The sequence below is a fragment of the Psychrobacter sp. CX5 genome (genome assembly GCF_057621535.2).
The window spans coordinates 3,156,651-3,177,337 of record NZ_CM177735.1; the positions used below are offsets into that span (position 1 = coordinate 3,156,651).

Below are 20,687 nucleotides of genomic sequence, written 5' to 3' on the forward strand. Positions count from 1 at the left end.
ATTAGCAATCTATCTTAATTGTATCCTTATATTACAAAATGTAAAAGCAAATTATTGAACGATTGATTTAAAACTGAGCTTATCATGTCAACTATTCATTCAAAGTCTTTAAAGACTAACTATCGTTTGCTGTCGCCGACATTGGCAATATTACCTTTGTCACTGTCGGTTATACCTTGGGCAATATTATGTGGCACCTTAAGCATTGAGGCTGGATTAACCAGTTTTGAAGCGCAGCTGATGTCATTGATTGTGTTTGCTGGTGCCACTCAACTCTCTGGTATTGCTATATTAGGCAGTATGGGTAGCTGGTTGGCTTTACTTAACAGCACCACTATGATTAGTGTGCGTCATGTATTGTATTCAGCAACTTATAAAGAAGAGATTACGCCTCTACCCTTTTATAAAAGAGTGCTTTTTGCATTTTTACTCACAGATGAGATGTTTGTGGTCGCTCAGGCGGAGCAACTTAAAACAGGGCGGTTTGATTATGCGTATGCAGTGATAGCGGGATTGGTGTTTTATGCGATTTGGAATATTGGAACCTTGGTGGGTATTTTGTCCGCTCATCTATTAGGTGATATTGAAAAACTTGGGTTTGACTTTGCAATAGCTGCGACCTTTATTGCGATGGTCGTTCCGATGATAAAAACGAGACCGATTGCTGTGGCAGTCATTGTCAGTGCCATCAGCGCTTATGTGTTTGAATTAATGAATATGAGTAATGGTCTAATGTTTTCTGCTCTCATGGGTATGGCGGTAGGTGGTTTTTTATCGGCTTTTGATGATAGGTCTACAGACGTCAACAACGATGACTCCGACACAAATCTAAAAACCAGCGAACCAGCTGATCTTAATACTAACGAAAAAGCAAATTTTAAAACCAGTGAAGAGGGTGATCACGCTAAACCGAGTAAGGAGCCAAAATCATGATAGCACCTTCTCGTTTTACCCTAGCGATTATCATGATGGCAGTCATCACCTTTAGCGTTCGCTATATATTCTTCACCACGTCATTTGAGATACGATTGCACCCAAAAGCAAGAAGGCTTTTGGTATTTACGGCGCCTTGTATTTTAACCGCTATGTTTATACCCATTATGTTTCAGGCGGGATTGGACGAGACATCGCATAGCCAATTGTTTAATAGTAGCTATTTTTGGGGCGGTCTTTTGGCTATTGTACTGAGTATGGTCGTACGCTATACCCTTTTGGTAATCATTATCAGTCTGTTAGGCTTCTATATTATGCGCTATTATGGATTGGCATAATGGTTTTTCACTGTCATACTATGAGGGTTGATATCGTTCACCTTTGAACCTGTATTAAAGCCTATCATTGGCTATTTAGACTAAAGTGAAATTTTCCTTCCTTAGGTTTATCAATACAGGTCTTAAATTTAATATCTATTTATGGATTCTTTTATGAAACACATTTTTTCCGCAACCGCTTTGCTAGCAATGCTTGCTCTATCTGGATGTAGCACAACCGGTACGCCTAATAATTCAGACAATACTGTGGGTACCGCAACCAATGTTGGCATGAATATTTTTAAAGCAGCTGTCGATAATACCTGTCGCAATGAGCTTGAAAAGCAAAACGCATGGCGTATTGCTCGTGTTGCTATGAACTCAGAACAAGAAGAAGCTGCTAAAACTAAAATTTGTGGGTGTGTCAGCGAAGAAGCCCCAAAACAAGTGACGGTGGTTGAGTTGACCAATGCAGCGATTGACCCTCAATATCGCTCGCAACTGGTGACTAAAGTCGTCGCAAAATCTCTTCAGACGTGTTATGCCAGCTTTACTAAATAAAGTTTTTTTAAACGTCGTAACCTCTATAGACGTTTGCAGAACTTTCACAATAAAAAGAGCCCGTTATTATTAACGGGCTCTTTTTATTTAAAAGTATATTGAATCGAAAACTTATTAACTTAGCGATAAAAGATAGTGCGGTTTAGCCCCGATTGCAGCGGTATCCTGCTAAGTTGAGCGAATGGCGTGGCTAAGTTTGGGGTGGCGACGCGAAGCAAGCGACAGCCCAAACGGTAGCCAACGCCTCGCTCAAATTGGCAGATACAAGTGGAAAGCGGGATGGGCTACAACTATTGATACAGGATACTATTGGGTTAAACCGAGGCAGCACACGCTGTATTTTGGACGTTATCTACTGGCAAAACCACTGGCAAGTCTACTGAAATAGGGGGCGTTTGACGATAGGCCAAATTGTAAGGCGCTAATTGGTCATGAAGCGTGACCACATCGCCCATGATCAATAAAGCAGGCGTGGGAAGATTCGCTGTCGCCTGCTGAGCCGTGATGCTCTCTAGCGTGCCGACTAAGATTTGTTGGGTTGGCAGGCTGGCATGACTAATAAGCGCAAAGGGCGTTTTTGGTTCACGACCCGCTTGCATTAAGCCCTGCGTCAAGCTCTGCAAACGATTAAGCCCCATATATAACACAACCGTCTGTGTCGGATCTAGCATTTCTGAGAAGTCCTCATTCGGTGCATTGGTCTTTTTATACGCCGTGATAAATTTGACCGACTGTGCGCAGTCGCGATGGGTCAACGGAATACCAGTACTACTGGCGGCAGCACTCGCAGCGGTAATACCCGGAATAGATTCAAAGCAAATCCCATGCTTAACGACAGTTTGTAGCTCCTCGCCACCACGACCAAATATAAAGGGATCACCGCCTTTTAGACGCACGACACATTTGCCAGCTTGAGCATGAGTGACTAACAGCTGATTAATATCTTGCTGAGGCAGGGCGTGATTGTCCCGTCTTTTGCCAACAAATATCTTTTTAGCCTGTGGCGAACACATATCAAGGATGTCTTGCGACACTAAGCTATCGTAAAGTACCACGTCGGCTTGCTGCATCACCCGATACGCCTTTAGGGTCAATAGCTCTGGATCACCCGATCCTGCCCCAACTAAATACACTGCCCCTTTTTGAGCCTGTTTCTGTGATGCTTTAGCAGTATACGTGTGTAGACAATCACTTAGCGTATACGAAGAGGATTGAGATGTTAGAGAAACGTCTGATAAGGGTGAAATATTAGAAAGTATTGAATCGGTCATGCTCGGCGGCGCTCCTGGCGTATAACATATAAATGGCTGAACACTGACGCCCCAAGGCAATTTAATATTGACAAAATTAACATTTGAATCAGATAATTACATTTGAGCGTCATTTCAGTGTCATTTCAGTGTCAGTACTTTATAAGCTGCAATTGATATGCCAACCGCTCATAACACCCTTCAAATCTATTAAGTTTACGCATATTCTTTAATAAGCTCATTGATTTGACCCACACATGAGCCGCAATTGGTGCCTGCTTGACATAATTTGCCAACAGTAATTGCATCTGTCGCCTTATCGTTTTTGATGGTATTAATAATTATATTTTCCCCGACTCCCATACACGCGCAGACGATTGGTCCGGGATCAACATAACCACTTGCCGGACGACCAGCCAGCAACCACTTCGTTGAAGGTACAGTACTCATATCGACAAAGCACTCATTTAGCCAATGCGTGCTCGGAAGCTGGTCATACTCTGGCGCGATATATACCGCTAGCATTAATTGCGGTTGGTCAGGTAGTCCATGTTTGCTATGCTGATTGGCGTCATTAATAACCACCATACGAAATTGTTTGGCCCTTTTATTTTCTATAAAACTGATATTTTCTATAAAACTAGCGTTAGCAATCAAGCTGTTATTACCAATTGATCTAATTTCTAAGTCAGAAGATTCACCGTTTGCTAATTCTTCAACTGAGGCGAAAAACTGTTGCCAAAAGGTTGAGGTTAACCAAGCTGAACTGACCGACTCTTTTGAAGTGGCGATATTAATTAAGATGCTGTCCTGTTGGCGACTCAGGCTCCAGACTATATTGGGTAATTCCGTTGAAGACACACCCTGCTCACTAAAGTTCATCGAAGCTGATAAAACGTGTAATTGCACCAAAACAGCGTCTAACCAATCTGGATGCACCAGCAAACGTCCAACCGTTTTCATGATTAAGGGTTTGACCGTTATAGCTGAGTTCTTGAGTTCAGGCTGCGATGAGATAGGGTCAACTTTAGTCGGTATCAATACGCCTACTCTTGCAAGATTGGCAAATGCATTGCTCCAATGCATCGGCATAAAGGCATCGCCGCTGCGCATCTCATCACTGGTTTCAACTTGCGCAATAGCGGACGTGGATGCTTTCGATTCAGTTGACGACTGTATCTCATACTCAAAAGGAGACTCAGGAGAAATGGACACAAACTGTTGATCAACGACGCCTAGAGTTTCTGCGTCCTTAGGATGTAAGGTTATGGTTGGGATGGTTTGTTGTTGGTTAAGCTTTGGTGCCAGACCAGTGCGGGTCATGGTATGCCATTGATCGCGTAGTCTACCTGTAATAAGACGTAAATTGATGGCATTATTAGCTGACATATTCGAAGACGTAGTTAACTCGTCTATATCTTTGCGGATCTGAGTGCTATTAATGGTCTGTGCTTGAGCTTTGACTTCGGTAGGGTTCAGTTTATCCTGTTTAGAGGTAAATCTATTGATTGCCCCTGCTTCTTCAGGTGGTTTGATAGTAATAAATCGAGGGGTATCATGCTTAAAGTTATTATCCACCACGTCAATACGAGTGCCACCCCATTGAAACGGTAGCATGGCATCATATTGGTTTTCAGATAAAGCATTGCTCTCGTTATTTAAAAAACTGCTTTCGTTATTAGCGTCAACTTTAGATGACAGCTCTGACAATAAATCCAACTGTCTGGGATAGTTATCTTGTTGATAGCTGGTCAATGCCGCATGTTCAGTAAATATATCACTAGGTTTCTGGTAGTCAAACCCTGCATATCCCATGCGTTTGGCAACTTGCGATATGATCCACCAATCAGGCTTTGACTCTCCAGCAGCAGGCATCAACGTACGCTGACGTGAAATCTGTCGTTCAGAATTAGTAACAGTTCCTGACTTCTCGCCCCAGCCTTGAGCCGGCAAAACGATATCGGCACACTTAATGGTGTCGCTGTCTTTTGAGCATTCAGACACAATGACGAGCTCACACTCCGCAAGTGCCCGACGGAATTTATCCGCTTCAGGTAAGCTGACCACTGGATTGGTTGCCATAATCCAAATGGCTTTGATACGTCCATCTAATATGGCATCAGCAGCATCGCACGCTTTAATGCCCACATTGGGTGCGATAGCTTGAGGGGCTTGCCAAAAGTCGGCTACGGCGTGACGGTGATCCGCATTTTCAAGCTCTAGATGTCCTGCCAATAGATTGGCTAAAGCGCCTACTTCTCGCCCGCCCATTGCATTAGGCTGACCGGTCAATGAAAATGGACTGGCGCCCTCTTTTCCCACCCGACCAGTCAGCAAATGTGTATTAATAATGGCATTAACTTTGTCGGTACCTGAGCTTGACTGATTCACCCCCATGCTAAAGGCAGTAACCGTTTTGGCATTATTCGCAAATAGATCATAAAACTGCTCGATAGTGTCAGTATCAAGCTGGGTAGCTTTGGCGACGGACTCAATATCCCATGACCTTGCGGAGGCCAATGCCTCATTCAAGCCTAGACACTGCTTTGCATAGGCAGCATCTTGATATCCATTTGTCTCTAGATAATTGAGTAGACCATTAAACAGATGCGTGTCTGTACCTGGTGCTAAAGGCAGGTGTAAATCTGCAAACTCACACGAATCTGTACGCCGGGGATCAATCACAATCAGCTTCTTATGAGGGTTGTCTTGTTTCGCTTTTAAAAAACGCCCAAATAAGATTGGATGACACCACGCCATGTTTGAGCCGACTAGTACTAATAAATCACAAGTTTCAAAATCGGTATAGCTACCGGGTACTAAGTCTGCGCCAAAAGCTCGTTTATGCCCAGCCACTGCGGAGGACATACATAATCGTGAGTTGGAATCGATATTGTTGTTGCCTATAAAGCCTTTAATAAACTTATTAGCGACGTAATAATCTTCAGTTAATAGCTGGCCTGAGACATATAGCATCACACTATCACGGCCATGTTGTTCGATGGTTTTTGATAAGCGATCTGCAATATCGTCTAGGATAGGCTCCCAATTAGAGGGTTGGATTTCTTTGCTTAGGCTATTTTCATGAGAATCATTAAATGGCTCGTTTGCTTCGTCATTTAAAGGCTCATTTAAAGGCTCATTTAAAGGCTCATTTAAAGGCTCATTTAATAAACCCGTAATGGCATAGGGCAACTGCATACTTAATTTTTTATTTTGGTAATAAGGCGTCAGGAGTCGTCGTTCAGTACCTAAAGTTTGGGCTAAGTTATTACCCTTCGAACACAGCTTACCGTAATTGGCAGGATGATCAGGATCACCCTCAACACTTATATTGCCATTTACAGTATCGATAGTCGCTAATACCCCACAGCCAACACCACAATATGGGCACGTGGTTTTCACTGTTTTCAACTTATCCGTATTATAATTTCTTGTCCTTTCGTTTCTTGTTTTTACATTTTTTGTTTTTATGCCGCTTGGCTCCGCGCTTCTTGAATCAGCACTTAAAGATGGATTATCTTCATTGATAAGCTTTATCGGAATTAAACTGGCTGGATTATGTTGGCTGGTATTAATATTATTCTCGCTAAAGTTGGTGCTCTCATTATTAACTAGTGTAGAGATATGCTTCGGACTGGTGGTATAGGTTTGTAGATTGTTATTTAAAACATCAATAGTATCGCTACGGTTTGTGTTACTCATACCTATGCAGGCTCCCGTGCAGCTTGACTGCTTGAAGCGTCATTTTTTGTTGTGGCCTTTCTGTTTAAATTATTATCTTCTTGGTTTACTAGTGAATTATCATTCATGTTTTCTGTTAACGGCTCACCCGTGGACTCATCTAACATAGGTTGGCAATAAGCAGCGCCGTATATTAATGAGTCTTTAAAACCGGATACATCCGTTTTATCATTAATTAACTGACTGTAAAAATTGCCATCACTGGTTTCTCCATAAAGCACTGCCCCAATCAGCTCATTGTCCTTAATATACAGACAATGATAATGATTTTGCGCTAAGTTCCGATAGATGACACGCTCAATCTCATCAATCTCATCATCTTCAAATTCAATTTGTCCTGCTGAAAATACGGCTATACCCGACACTTTTAGCTTTAAAGATAATGGCACACTGATAAACGGTTGCCACTTTTTTTGATTATCTGGATAACATAAAACGCTGATAAGCGTATCGACATGTTGATTGACCGAGGACACCATGCCAAAGAGTTCTTCATTAATTTCAACACATTCACCAATGGCATAAACGTTGTTGCAGTTGGTCTGCATATACTCATCAACCACTATGCCACGATTGACCAAAATCCCACTGTCTTTGGCGAGCTTAGTATTAGGAATAATACCCACTGCCATCACAATAAAGTCAGCCGGTAATGTTCGACCATCTTTTAGGCTTAACCCTGTAACTTCTCCGACATCATTTTTTTCAATAGTCGTAGACATCGCTGACACTTCTAGTCCGACGTTACGTAAGGTAAGTTCATTTTGTAGCATTAAGGCAGCAGGCTGATCCAACTGTCGATTTAAGACATAACTATCCACATGAACAACGCTCATACGCGCACCTTGAGATGCCAAGGCACAGGCCGCCTCCAATCCCAACACACCACCGCCAATCACCAAACCCGTTTTGCCCTGTTTGGCAAAGTCACTTAACACAGCGACATCACTTGCATCCCGAAACACATGCACCCCTTTGGCGTCATGGTTCGGAAAGGGAATCACCCGAGCAGTAGAGCCGGTGGCAATAACAAGCGTGTCATAACTCAAAATATCATTATTATTCAAAGTTAACTGCTGGCTAGCAGTGTCTATAGTATCCACACAAACGCCCGCTAATATCTTGATTCCTAAACGCTCGTATTCGCTATTGTCATACAAATAAGTGTCTTCAAATAAGGTCTCTCCTGCCAGCACTGGAGATAACATAATACGGTTATAACCTACTTGAGGCTCTTTACTAATTAAGGTAATCTCCGGGTTTACCCCTTTGCATTGCTTCCATAAAGTAGCCAGCTTAATGGCCAAACGACTGCCTGCCATACCCGCACCCACAATCACAATGCCACTAGAGATAGCATTGGGGATAGTATTAATACTGAGTGAGTTATCAGAAAGTTGCGGATTTGAGCTAGCAGTTACTTGAGCTGGCATGGGAAGACCTTAGCCATTGTGGTGGCAATGTGTGCAGACATAAAATGGACGATTGAAATTACAATTAAAAAAATGGTTATGAAAAGTGCGAATTAACAAAGCTTCGGTTGGAAAAACGTTCGCTTATTAAACATTGTGATTATAAAAAGTACGGCTAGCAAAATTTAGTGGATTGCTAAAACCTTAAATATTAAAAAAACAATAATGACACTTTGTATCAAGCAAATGCCATGCCATACCATTAAGGGATGACGTTTGATCAACGGTTCAGGATCATTTACTGAGGCCATATTATCTGGATTGAACTCTTGCAGAAACTCACCGATTGCTTGGTAACGAACATTGGTATTACGGTGCATAGCTCGCAATAGCGCTTGCTGGCTAGAAAACGGTACGTTTTGCTTACGTAGTAATTCTGTTGGCACTTTCAGCGCACTGGTTGGCGACATAAGCTGTTGCGAGGTAAACGGCAACTCGCCCGTTAATAACTCAAAGCCGATAACCGCTATGGAAAATAAATCTGAATGCACCCCTTTTGGTGCATCCGTGTAGTATTCAGGTGCAGCGTAGTGTAAATCACCAACAGGCGGACGGGTACTGTCTTTTAAAATTGAAGAACTTACTGAGCCAAAGTCGATCAACTTGACCGCTCCGCTTTTGGTCAACAATATATTTTCCGGTTTTAAATCTTGATGCAATAAATAGTTTCGATGCATCACCCGAACTGCCATGCCAATCTTCGTTAATAAGTCATGAGTTTGCCAAATATCACAAGGCGCATTGCGCTCTATAAACATTCTCAGACTTTCGCCTTCAACGTATTCGGTCAAGTGATATAAATATAGGGTACTTGCTGGAACGGGATAATAGCGAAGTAACCCTGAGTCACTGAACGTTGAGTTTGACTGCTGACCCTCCTTTGTCTCTTTGGTGTGCACATTATTAATAACAGGGCTATTAGGGTCTATTTGGTTATAAGAAGACTCCCCTGCTCGGCGATTTTTGGATAAGCTTAGTCCAATCTTACGTTCTTTTAAGAAATCACGAATGTAGTTTCCATCGTCAACCGTATTAATACTGGGCGACTTAAGCACATATTCATGCCCCTCACTGTCCACAACTAAATAGACTTCACTGCGAGCGGTACGAGCGATAATTTTAGTGACTTTGAACCCGTCAATCGATTCACCTATCTCAAAACCGCTCGGTAACTTAAAGCTAGAGGTTTGCGGAGGCGTTGCTATTTGAGTTGGCGGTGGTATGTAAGCACTTTCGTCAATGCTATTTTTAGGACTTCTCTGATGCGTACTGTTATTGCCCACACTATCCTCCAACGTCCTGTTAGCAGCCACTGTATTTTTAGCATCAGTAGCCAAGGGGTTATTTAGCGGTTGATTCTTCGGGTTTACCATCAAAGGATAAGTGGCGGCTGGGGTGAGCATACCTAGCATGATCATACTCAGATTATCATTACTGCCCTCTTTTAACGCATGCTCACACAATCGTCGACTTAATTGCCAATGCTGAATATAGTGATCAAATGAATCGGCGCTAAATTCAAACTCACCATTAGTTAATGTCGTTTCTAAACTCGAAAGCGACTGACTGACTTCATACTGCAGCTCCGATGACTCGATAAACTCGTAGACCCCATCCGTCATGATGGCGAGATATTCATTTTGATGTAAAGTAAACACATCTTGTTGTAAATGCACCGTCGTATCGGCACCCAAAGCTGCCGATAAAGCCCCTTTATCTTGACCTTTGTGAATACGATGGTCATGGCTCAATATAGTTAATTCATTGACACCCAGTCGATATATTCGAGAGTCACCTGTGTGAAATAGATGTATACGGTCATTGATACACAGCAAACCCGACAAAGTTGACAACAAGGGTGGCACGCGTTGATAGACCTGTGAGAAATACATCGCATCATTGGCGTTATTGACGGCCTGCTTCAGCATTATTGCGACATACTCATCATTTAATAATCCGGTTCCACTTTGTACAGAACTGGTCGAATGATTAGTTTGCTCAATGATATCAGGTAGCTGATTGACCACGGTTTCTGCAACTGTTTGTACCGCTAGTCTACTGGCCTGCTTTGGAAATTGGCAGGCGCTCACGCCATCTGATAACAGTACTAAAAGAGGTGCTGGACCTTGCCAATCTTCATTCATCACACAATTGGTAATCAGCATACTGTCCTGATTCTCAGACTTACGTCCTGCCATTGACCAAAAATCAAGCCACCAACTTGCCTGCGAAGCAAATTGGTGGCTTGTTGTATTGTTAGACTGGTTTTCCGTCTTATTATGCTGATCAGGACGACTGTTCCTACTATTCAACTGTTACTCCTTGGGCGTGTCCTGAGGCGTAATAACCCTTAAACTTCTATACATGAAACTCTATAAATGAAACGTCGATAAGTTAACTTTCGATAAGTTAAAGAAACGTTTTTTGAATGGATTAATGGCTCACTTTAATTTCAGCAAATGATCCATCTGGCATTTCTTCTAGAATGACGCCAGATGGCTCTTTTAGTAAGAATAAAGCTATAAAACCAACAACTGCCGTGGCAGCAATGACCATAAAGAAGATCTGATAAGACACCAAACTTAACACGGTAAGATACACCACTGAGCCCACGTTACCATAGGCGCCTGCCATACCCGCGAACTGACCTGTCATACTGCGCTTAATAAGGGGAATGACGGCGAATACGGCACCCTCACCCGCTTGTACGAAGAATGAACAAAACATGGTAATTAATAACGCTAAAGCTATAGGCCAGGTAGAGTCAACGATGCCCATTAAGAAATACCCAATCGCAAGACCTGCGGTTAAGATAAGGAGCGTGCTTTTACGTCCAAATCGATCACTTAACCAACCGCCACCTGGGCGTGACATTAAGTTCATAAAGGCATACGACGAGGCTAATAAACCTGCGGCAACCACAGATACTTCAAAGGTCTCTAGATAGAATAACGGTAGCATTGATACTACTGCTAACTCAGAACCAAACGTTGCGAAGTACAAAATATTTAATACACCCACTTGTTTAAAGTCATAACGCTGAGCTTCGGGAACTGGGGTGGTAAATACTTCTTTATTGAAACGATAGCTACTAATAAACTCGTAGACATACAATAATGCTAATACCAAATAGATAATATTAACCCAAAACTGACTTAATAAACTAACACCTGATGGCGAGAGTTTCCATGCCAGTAGAGCTAACGCTAAATACATCGGCACTTTAAAGATCATCATTAACCAAAAGTCACCTGATGAGGTTACGGTCATGGCGCCATGTTTCTTAGGTTTAAAATAAGTATGCCCTTTAGGGGTATCACGTACTTTGGCATAGAATAAAATACTATATAACGCCATGACGACACCAGAGGTCGCACAAGCATATCGCCAACCTTCGTCTCCACCGAACCAAGCAGCAAAGCCAATCGCCAAGGTAGGCAGTATCATAGCAGCTGCAGCTGATCCAAAGTTACCCCAACCACCATAAATACCTTCTGCGGTACCCAACTCATTCGCTGGAAACCAATCACTCATTAAGCGAATACCCACCACAAAGCCTGCTCCAACGAAACCTAAAACGAAACGTGATAAGGCTAGTGTCGTATAGTCCTGTGCGAATGCGAAGGTAAAACAAGGTATGGCACCCAGCGCTAAAATGCAGGTATAAACAATTCGAGGTCCGAACCTATCCGTTAGCATGCCGATAATGACACGTGCAGGAATGGTTAATGCGACATTTAAGATTAACAACGTTTTAACTTGTTGCGGGGTTAGATTTAAGGTTTCACCAATAGCAGATAGAAAGGGGGCGTGGTTAAACCAGACAAAGAAGGTTAAGAAAAATGCCATCCAACCTAAATGCAGGATTTTATTTTTTCCAGCAAAAGATAAGATATTTAGTTTACCCTTGGAAGGGGGGACGGGAGTGGCTGAAGACATATTTGATTTCCTTATTTAGGATGGGTAGCTTGCAATAACACAGTTATTCAAATGCATATTGTCAAGCTCGTTATTAAACTTATTGTTAAAACCCGTTATTAAGCTAGCTATTAAATTTTTACTAAATTAAGTTAACGTTTAACATCGTGTATTTATCATATGTCTTAATTAACTACATAGTTTTATATTGATTTAGAGGCTATTTAGTAAACGGTTCAATTATCCATGTCGTTGCAATCCCCATGCCATCCATCCATAAATCTGTTTAAATTATGATTAAAAATAATTTAAGCTTTCTTAATATGAATTAACACCTTGATAGATATCAAAAATAACGTTCGAATAATACAAAAAAATAAACCATAAATAGTGAGTGACATAAAAAATGAGTTGATCGGAAGGTTATAAAAATGCAAAGAGAACTGATAAAGGAGTCAGCTCCTTCTGAGATAAGATATCTATTTCATTTAAAGTTTATTTAGCTGTATTGCTTAAGAGTGGCACGATTATTGAATGTATTAGGGTAGGCAATTAGTAAAGTGCACCATATAAATGAGTCGCTTCCTTTACCAAACTCCCCCTTTATAAATAACAATGAGCAAGGCATTTATGAGTAATACAAAGAATAACGAAACGCTAAAAGCTAATTTAGTCGTCGTCGGTAACGGAATGGTCGGTCACCATTTCGTAGAAAAAGCCATCGAGCTTGGACTCAATGATGTATACGACATTCATGTCTTTGGCGAAGAAGACCGTCCCGCTTATGATCGCGTCTATCTTTCAAGTTACTTTGAGCATAAAGATGCCAGTAAACTTAATCTTGTTGATCTTGCCAATTATGACGCTGCGGATGTTAAGCTGCATCTCAACCAACGCATCACTGATATTGATAGCGTCAGCCATACTATCACTACCGAAGAGGGTGACACGATAACCTATGCCAAATTGGTATTGGCAACGGGCTCCTATCCTTTTGTGCCACCTATTGAAGGTGGTGGTCATTCGCATTGTCAGGTGTATCGCACCATTGCTGACTTGGATAGCATTCTTAAAGTTGCTGAAAAACCCAATGTCAAAAAAGGTGTGGTTGTCGGTGGTGGCTTACTTGGACTGGAAGCGGCAAAAGCATTAGTCACCTTAGGGCTTGACACCTATGTGGTAGAGTTTGCTCCACAGCTGATGGGTGTACAGCTCGATGCGGCAGGCGGTGAAATACTTAAGAAAAAAATTGAATCATTAGGCGTCAAGGTATTGACGGGCAAAAATACCAAAGAGATCATTCATAACCGCCGTGTGTCACTCAATCACGATATTCATCAAAAAGATGAACAAGACATTCATTTAGACAAAGACACGTATTTAACCATGCAGTTCACTGATGACACGCAGCTTGATACTGATCTTATCGTCTTTAGTGCGGGTATCCGTCCTCAAGATGGCATTATGAAACAGAATCCAGAATGTGGCGTGACGCTTGGTGGTCGTGGTGGTATTTTAATTAACGATCAGTGTCAAACTAACGATGAGGATATATATGCCATCGGTGAGTGTGCCGTTTGGGACAACAAGATTTTTGGATTGGTAGCTCCAGGCTATACGATGGCAAGCATTTGTGCTGCTCAGATAGCGGGCGATACTGATAAAACTTTTACTGGTGCGGATATGAGTACCAAGCTTAAGCTTATGGGCGTAGATGTCGGCAGTATCGGTGATGCACATGGCAAAACTGAAGGCAGCTTAAGCTATGTCTATCAGAATCCTGCAGAGGGTATTTATAAAAAACTGGTCACCAGTGGCGATAATAAGAAGTTATTGGGCGCCGTAATGGTCGGTGACACCGAAGATTATAACAACCTACTTCAGATATTTTTAAATGATATCGACCTACCCGCTCATCCCGAAAGCTTAATCTTACCCAATGTTGAAAAACCATCAATGGGTGTCGAAAATCTACCCGATACGGCGACGATTTGTTCATGCTTTAATGTGACTAAAGGCGCGATTTGCGGGGCTGTTGAAGATGGCGCATACTCACTTGCTGAGGTCAAAAGTTGCACCAAAGCAGGGACAGGCTGTGGTGGCTGCGCCCCTATGGTAAAAGATGTACTCGCATATCAGCTGACCGAGCTTGGTTTTGAGGTGAATAATGACTTATGTGAGCATTTCGCTTATTCGCGTCAAGAGCTGTACAGCTTAGTTCGTGTGCATGAAATTAAGACCTTTGATGAGCTATTAACACAGCACGGCACTGGTCGTGGTTGTGAGATTTGTAAGCCTGCCGTGGCCTCAATCTTATCCTCTTGCTGGAATGACTATGTCCTAAAAACCGAGCTTGCCCCTCTGCAAGAAACCAATGATTATTACTTGGGTAATATCCAAAAAGATGGCACCTACTCAGTCGTTCCACGCGTTGCAGGCGGTGAAATTACTGCTGATAAATTGATTGTACTCGGTCAAGTTGCCAAAGAGTTTAATCTGTATACCAAAATAACCGGCGGTCAGCGTGTTGACTTGTTTGGTGCACGTCTTGAGCAATTACCCGATATTTGGGAGCGCTTAGTTGAAGCTGGATTTGAAACCGGTCATGCGTATGGCAAGTCTTTACGTACCGTAAAATCTTGTGTCGGTAACAACTGGTGTCGATATGGCGTTGCAGACAGTGTTGGCTTAGCATTAACCTTAGAGAACCGCTATAAAGGCGTGCGCTCACCGCACAAAATCAAAATGGGCGTCTCAGGCTGTACGCGCGAATGTGCCGAAGCCCAATCGAAAGATTTTGGTGTCATCGCAACCGAAAATGGTTGGAACTTATATGTGGCGGGTAATGGTGGTATGGTACCGCGTCATGCAGAGTTGTTTGCAAAAGATCTTGATACCGAGACTCTTTTAAAGTATATCGATCGCATTACCATGTTCTATATTAAAACCGCGGACAAATTACAGCGCACCTCAAAGTGGCGTGAAAGCTTAGAAGGTGGTCTAGAGTATTTACAAGATGTGATTATCAATGACAGTCTCGGCATCGCCAAAGAGCTTGAAGATCAAATGCAGCTATTGGTGGATAACTATGTTTGCGAATGGAAAGAGACGATTACCGATAAAGAAAAACTCAAACGTTTCCGTCATTTCGTAAACAGTGAACTTGGTGATGACAATGTGGTATTTGTGACCGAACGTGAACAAATCCGTCCAGCGACTGAAGAAGAGAAAAAGGTGTTAGAGCCGACTGCTGGATAGCGCACACGACGACACTACTCACCATTTTAATAAATACAGGTTAATAAACACAGGAATACCTATGATAACCCAGCCTATTTGCAAACTTGACGATATTATCCCTGAGGGCGGTGTTTGCGCACTCATTCAGGGCAAACAAATCGCCGTATTTCGCACCAAAAACGACGAACTATTCGCTATTGACAACTTTGATCCCTTTAGCAAAGCCAATGTGCTATCGCGCGGTCTTATTGGTGGCACAATCATCAAAAGTGAGTCAGAAGAGGACAGCACCAACGACAACAATGATGCTAGCAGTGCTCAAAGAGAAGTCATTTATGTTGCCTCCCCTATTTACAAGCAGCGCTTTGACTTAGCCACAGGTCAATGCTTAGATGATGAAACCGTTAAGCTAAACAGCTACGAGGTCGCTTTAGAAGGTGATCAAGTGGTCATCAAACTAGCTGATAACGCTGCCGCTTAGCAGCTGACACCTGCATCTAAATTACGCTACCTCTTAAACACGTGATTTTTGTTTAAAAAAAGGTGAGTCATTTAAAATGACTCACCTTTTTTATCCTTTAAACTACAATTTAAAGTTTGTAGCTAATCCTGCCGTCCGCTCCTATAGTCAAAGAAGTCTAAAATGGATACAAGGCAACCGAGTGCAAGTACTACTTCAGTAGGCTTAGCGAGGTTAACACAGTATCCGTTTAGTAGTTCGCTGACTATATCTGCCGTACCCACTGAGGCGGTACCTATTGGCTGATGCCATTCCTGTTACCTCGATACTGCCCTCAGCCAAGTACCGCTATCTCAGTGGTTACATCAGTATATCCGCTATCGTCAGGGCTAAAACGCTTCACACGACAACTTTATACAGTTAATTTAGAAGTTAACCTATCTAGTCGTATACCTTATACCAAATCTAAAAATCAACCTATCTAGTCGTTTACCTTATTTTCAATCACTGAGTCTAATACATAAGTATAAGCCTGCGTTTGTGATACCTCTGGGGCAACCTCAAAACGTTTTAAGCGCACTATTTTGGATTGATCTCGTTCATGATTATAGCCTTCAATCTCGCCTGCAAATAATGCCCATTTGCCCTCATCTATTCTTACACCATCACGGTTATACTTTATCGGTCTCACCTTTAGGCAAGATCTGGTTGTACCATCGGGACAAGGTTGCTCTGTACCGTGTATTTCCCAATAGACGATATCTGGCGATTGAATAGATTTACTCTCGGAGGTCTCTAACCCTTGCCAAATAAAAGTCTTATCGGCTTCTGTAATTTGGGTAAGTATAAGCGGCTTACTCGGACTCAGACTAAGCTGACTACTGCCAGTCACTGCTTGCGCTAATAACTGTTCTGCTTTATTAATATCGCCACAGGCTTGGGCATCGCCAGCGACCTGATCGACGAAGAGCACGCCATCTTCTATCACGAAGTTGCCGCCCATTGCATTACAGCCCACACTAAAGCCAATAGTTTGTTGTGAGTCGTCTTTATGAAAGGTTAATTTCACATTATCTTTTATAGCCGTTAATGCTGTAACGGGTTTATTGTTACTATCAACAGCACTGAGTAACGTCCAATTATGATTGATTAAATCCCGTTGCAAGTCAATTTGCTTGGCTTCTACACTTGAGATCAGCGCAACTTGTTCTAAATCAGTATCGTCTAAATTAGGCTCGAAACTGTTATCATCTGTACTGCCAAGATCGGTACTATCAGTATTGTCGTCATCCGTACTGTTAGGATCGGTATTATTTATTTCAGTGCTGTCGGGCTCATAACCTTCTGACTCTGAGGCTTGCTGACACCCTACTAAGCTGGTTGTTAGTGAGGCGACTAGTAAAGAAGTAACTGCTAATGTGAGAGGTCGTTTGGAGTGTTGAGCGAATATCATAATGCGTTATTACCTTTAAGGATTGAGCTTAGAACCTGTATTTAAACACTTAATTTATAAGCTGTATTTAGCGAATATTTTAATATAGGTTAGGGCGTGTGGAACATTCGATCATGGCACTGGCATAGACTATTTTTTAGTCAATATGTAGTGAAATCTTTGACGCTTAGTCATTCTAAGTTAGAACCCTAAATTTTTAAAAGCCGCCATATATTGGCAAAAAAGAGTCCCGCTCTCACTCACGCATAGCTCTCGCCTTGCGAACGGGCAAAGCAGTGCTAATTTGCGAATGTTCCACACGCCCTAATTCTTATAATCGGTTTAAATATAGGTAGCTAGTATTTTAGGAATGATTTAATTCGAGTATTATTCTGTATTTAGATATTGTAAAGCTTATCACGTTCAATGACACGCTCATTATTAAAACCAGAAAAATAAATTTAAAAACCCGATTTTCAACTCCTAACGTAGGCTGTGGCTTTAGCCCAGCATTTTCGATGAAAGGGCTTGTTTCACAGTGCTAAAAGCACCATCATTATGAATTTTAATAAGTTAAGAATGGGGTATAAAAAGTTAAATCTAGATAAGATACAAAAACGGCTACTAGCATTTATCATGTTATGAGTCACTCACCTATCATGCCGGTTGCCATCTGCTTTGGTGTAATCTTTTAACTCACAACAGATATAGGCAAGAAGGCGATGTTACCGCTAGCCTTGACTGCAGCGGTATCCTGTTAAGCGGGATGGCTTACAGACGATAGGTATTGGGGTGGCACGCGAAGCAAGTGACATCGCAAACCGTATCGCCTGTGCCATCACGCTTAACAGATACAAGCGTAAGGCGAGAATAGCTCCAATAATCTTTAAACCATAAAAAAGGTGCATCATAATCAATGACACACCTTTTGGTGAATAAGTTTTATACTGAATCTAGACATCTATCAAGGAAAGCGAGTACAAACACCAGGTTTGTTTAACCTGACCGAGTCTAAAAAGGCTAGGTTGGTTTATAGAAATAGCATTCGTTTATTGAACGATATAGGCTTTAAGTTCCAAGACTTTATCACGCGTTTTCGCCGCATCCTCAAACTTAAGCTCTCGTGAGAACTGCTTCATTTGTTTCTCTAAGCGGTTAATCTCTTTGGCGAGTAAGTCTGGACTACGCAGAATCTCAATATCCACATCGGGCAGACCACTACTGCTTGGTATGGCCTGATTGTCATTGAGATCTTCCTCGACCTCTCCGGTATCAATCTTATCGGTAATACTGCGGGTCGCAGACTTCGGCGTAATGCCGTGCTCAAGGTTAAAGGCGATTTGCTTTTCACGGCGGCGATCCGTCTCTTCAATCGCCTTTTGCATACTCGGCGTAATGCGATCAGCATACAAAATGGCCTTACCATTTAGGTTACGCGCCGCACGACCGATGGTCTGAATCAAGGAGCGCTCTGAGCGCAAAAAGCCCTCTTTGTCGGCGTCAAATATCGCCACCAAGGACACCTCCGGCATATCGAGACCCTCACGCAGCAAGTTAATCCCAACTAACACATCATGCACACCGGTGCGTAGCTCATGGATAATCTGCATACGCTCAACCGTATCAATATCAGAATGTAGATACGCCACTTTGACATCATATTCTTTTAGATAATCGGTTAAGTCCTCAGACATCCGCTTAGTCAATGTAGTGATAAGCACCCGCTCATTGACCTCACGGCGCTTGGTAATCTCAGACAGCACATCATCAACTTGGGTCAATACCGGGCGAATCTCAATCTCAGGGTCAATCAGACCAGTCGGACGCACCACCTGCTCGACCACTTGCTCACTGTGCTCAAGCTCATAAAGCGCCGGCGTTGCAGAGACAAATATAGTGGCGGGTTTTATTTTCTCCCACTCCTCAAACTTCATCGGACGATTGTCCATCGCACTTGGCAGACGAAAGCCGTAATTGACTAGGTTCTCTTTGCGTGAGCGGTCGCCCTTATACATGGCACCGATTTGAGGCACAGTTACGTGTGACTCATCAATAAACAGCAACGCATCAGGGGGGATATAATCAAACAAAGTCGGAGGCGCTACACCGGCTGGGCGACCTGATAAATGCTGTGAGTAGTTCTCAATACCGTTACAGTAGCCAAGCTGCTGAATCATCTCAAGGTCATACTGGGTACGCTCTTTGATGCGCTGCGCCTCAATAAGTTTGTCATGTTCTCTAAAGTACTCCAGACGCTCATCAAGCTCTGCTCGAATAGTCTTACTGGCAGCTTCAAGTTTCTCACGAGGCGTCACATAGTGCGACTTTGGATAAATCGTAATTCGTGGCACACTGCGCACCGTTTTACCGGTTAGCGGATCAAACCAGCTGATTTTCTCCACTTCATCATCGAACATACTGATACGTACCGCCAGCTGTTCAGATTCCGCAGGATAAATATCTAAAAGCTCACCGCGTAATCGGTAGGTACCCCGCTCGAAGTCTAGCTCGTTTCGGGTATATTGAAGTGCTACCAAGCGCTTAATTAATGCATTGCGGTCGATCATATCACCGACCACTATGTGCAATAGCATTTTTAAATAGCTCTCTGGATCACCGAGACCATAAATTGAAGACACCGAAGAGATGATAATGGCATCACGGCGCTCCAATAATGCACGAGTGGCTGACAGACGCATTTGGTCAATGTGATCATTAATGGCACTGTCTTTTTCAATAAAGGTATCACTGGCCGCGACATACGCTTCGGGCTGATAATAGTCATAGTAACTGACGAAGTATTCGACCGCATTATTTGGAAAAAAGGATTTGAACTCACCATATAGCTGGGCGGCTAAGGTTTTGTTGTGCGCCATAATGATAGTCGGGCGCTGCGTCTCACTGATTACCTTGGCCATCGTATAGGTCTTGCCTGAGCCGGTAACACCCAACAATAGCTGTGCATCCATGCCAGCATTGATGCCTTTAACTAGCTTTTCAATGGCTTGAGGTTGGTCGCCTGCAGGTTCAAAGTCTGTCACCATTTCAAAGGCACGGCTTGATATTAAGGTGCCAGATACGTTAACACCGGTAATTTCGGCTTCACCTTGCAGTTGGGTGGCGAGTTGATTTAATTGTCGTGAGGATCTGGGTTCGGGCATTCGCATAGATAGAGTCTTTTATAATTAGTCTTTTTTAAAGGGAAATCTGTTCATAGATTTAATCTGTTAAACGATAAATTTGATAGGGTTTTGCCAATTAAATATTATGTAAAGAGACGTGTAAAATAGTGTCTTAAAGGGTAACACTTGATGCTCTATTTATGGGGACAATACCTCAAGATTTAAAGGGTTTAGGCCT

General features: G+C 42.5%; 13 protein-coding genes. 5 read left to right on the forward strand and 8 right to left on the reverse strand.

Translation table 11 applies throughout. The features are described from left to right. Positions 1 to 84 precede the first annotated feature (84 nt). From AC21OG_RS12105 to AC21OG_RS12115, 3 genes are all read left to right on the forward strand, one after another. Positions 85 to 933, forward strand: coding sequence for an AzlC family ABC transporter permease (locus AC21OG_RS12105; protein ID WP_487376854.1), 849 nt, complete (start codon positions 85 to 87; stop codon positions 931 to 933). Further along, on the forward strand, positions 930 to 1,271 hold the full coding sequence (locus tag AC21OG_RS12110) for an AzlD domain-containing protein (protein ID WP_487376855.1): 342 nt from the start codon (positions 930 to 932) through the stop codon (positions 1,269 to 1,271). Before AC21OG_RS12105 ends, AC21OG_RS12110 begins: the two co-directional genes overlap by 4 nt. A 153-nt stretch (positions 1,272 to 1,424) precedes the next feature. Then, positions 1,425 to 1,811, forward strand: a complete 387-nt coding sequence (locus tag AC21OG_RS12115; protein ID WP_487376856.1) for a hypothetical protein — start codon at positions 1,425 to 1,427, stop codon at positions 1,809 to 1,811. Between the two features lie 314 nt (positions 1,812 to 2,125). Here AC21OG_RS12115 and cobA read toward each other — a convergent pair whose 3' ends face one another. The 5 genes from cobA to AC21OG_RS12140 all read right to left on the reverse strand — a co-directional run bounded on the left by cobA (position 2,126) and on the right by AC21OG_RS12140 (position 12,216). Beyond that, entirely contained in the window at positions 2,126 to 3,082 is a 957-nt protein-coding gene (gene cobA / locus AC21OG_RS12120; protein WP_487376857.1) for a uroporphyrinogen-III C-methyltransferase, read from the reverse strand. A gap of 195 nt (positions 3,083 to 3,277) precedes the next feature. Next, positions 3,278 to 6,766 (reverse strand): molybdopterin-dependent oxidoreductase, encoded by a 3,489-nt coding sequence (locus tag AC21OG_RS12125; RefSeq protein WP_487376858.1) that lies wholly within the window; start codon positions 6,764 to 6,766, stop codon positions 3,278 to 3,280. A 2-nt stretch (positions 6,767 to 6,768) separates the two neighbouring features. Beyond that, on the reverse strand, positions 6,769 to 8,238 hold the full coding sequence (locus AC21OG_RS12130) for an NAD(P)/FAD-dependent oxidoreductase (protein WP_487376859.1): 1,470 nt from the start codon (positions 8,236 to 8,238) through the stop codon (positions 6,769 to 6,771). A gap of 164 nt (positions 8,239 to 8,402) precedes the next feature. Further along, positions 8,403 to 10,475 carry a bifunctional protein-serine/threonine kinase/phosphatase gene (locus AC21OG_RS12135; protein WP_487377143.1) on the reverse strand — a complete coding sequence of 691 codons (2,073 nt, stop codon included), beginning with the start codon at positions 10,473 to 10,475 and terminating at the stop codon, positions 8,403 to 8,405. Between the two features lie 235 nt (positions 10,476 to 10,710). Beyond that, positions 10,711 to 12,216: a NarK family nitrate/nitrite MFS transporter gene (locus AC21OG_RS12140; protein ID WP_487376860.1), complete on the reverse strand. Its 1,506-nt coding sequence runs from the start codon at positions 12,214 to 12,216 to the stop codon at positions 10,711 to 10,713. Positions 12,217 to 12,825: 609 nt separating this feature from the next. Here AC21OG_RS12140 and nirB point away from each other — a divergent pair. Together nirB and AC21OG_RS12150 are read left to right on the forward strand one after the other, a co-directional pair. Beyond that, positions 12,826 to 15,453, forward strand: a complete 2,628-nt coding sequence (gene nirB / locus AC21OG_RS12145) for a nitrite reductase large subunit NirB (RefSeq protein ID WP_487376862.1) — start codon at positions 12,826 to 12,828, stop codon at positions 15,451 to 15,453. A 61-nt stretch (positions 15,454 to 15,514) separates the two neighbouring features. After that, a complete protein-coding gene (locus AC21OG_RS12150) occupies positions 15,515 to 15,916 on the forward strand; it encodes a nitrite reductase small subunit NirD (RefSeq protein ID WP_487376863.1) in 402 nt (133 codons plus the stop codon). A 460-nt stretch (positions 15,917 to 16,376) separates the two neighbouring features. Here AC21OG_RS12150 and AC21OG_RS12155 read toward each other — a convergent pair whose 3' ends face one another. From AC21OG_RS12155 to uvrB, 3 genes are all read right to left on the reverse strand, one after another. Continuing rightward, positions 16,377 to 17,348, reverse strand: coding sequence for an META domain-containing protein (locus tag AC21OG_RS12155; RefSeq protein ID WP_487376864.1), 972 nt, complete (start codon positions 17,346 to 17,348; stop codon positions 16,377 to 16,379). Between the two features lie 710 nt (positions 17,349 to 18,058). Next, positions 18,059 to 18,238: a hypothetical protein gene (locus AC21OG_RS12160; RefSeq protein WP_487376865.1), complete on the reverse strand. Its 180-nt coding sequence runs from the start codon at positions 18,236 to 18,238 to the stop codon at positions 18,059 to 18,061. A gap of 138 nt (positions 18,239 to 18,376) precedes the next feature. Beyond that, positions 18,377 to 20,494, reverse strand: coding sequence for an excinuclease ABC subunit UvrB (gene uvrB, locus AC21OG_RS12165; protein ID WP_487376866.1), 2,118 nt, complete (start codon positions 20,492 to 20,494; stop codon positions 18,377 to 18,379). Between the last annotated feature and the right edge of the window lie 193 nt (positions 20,495 to 20,687).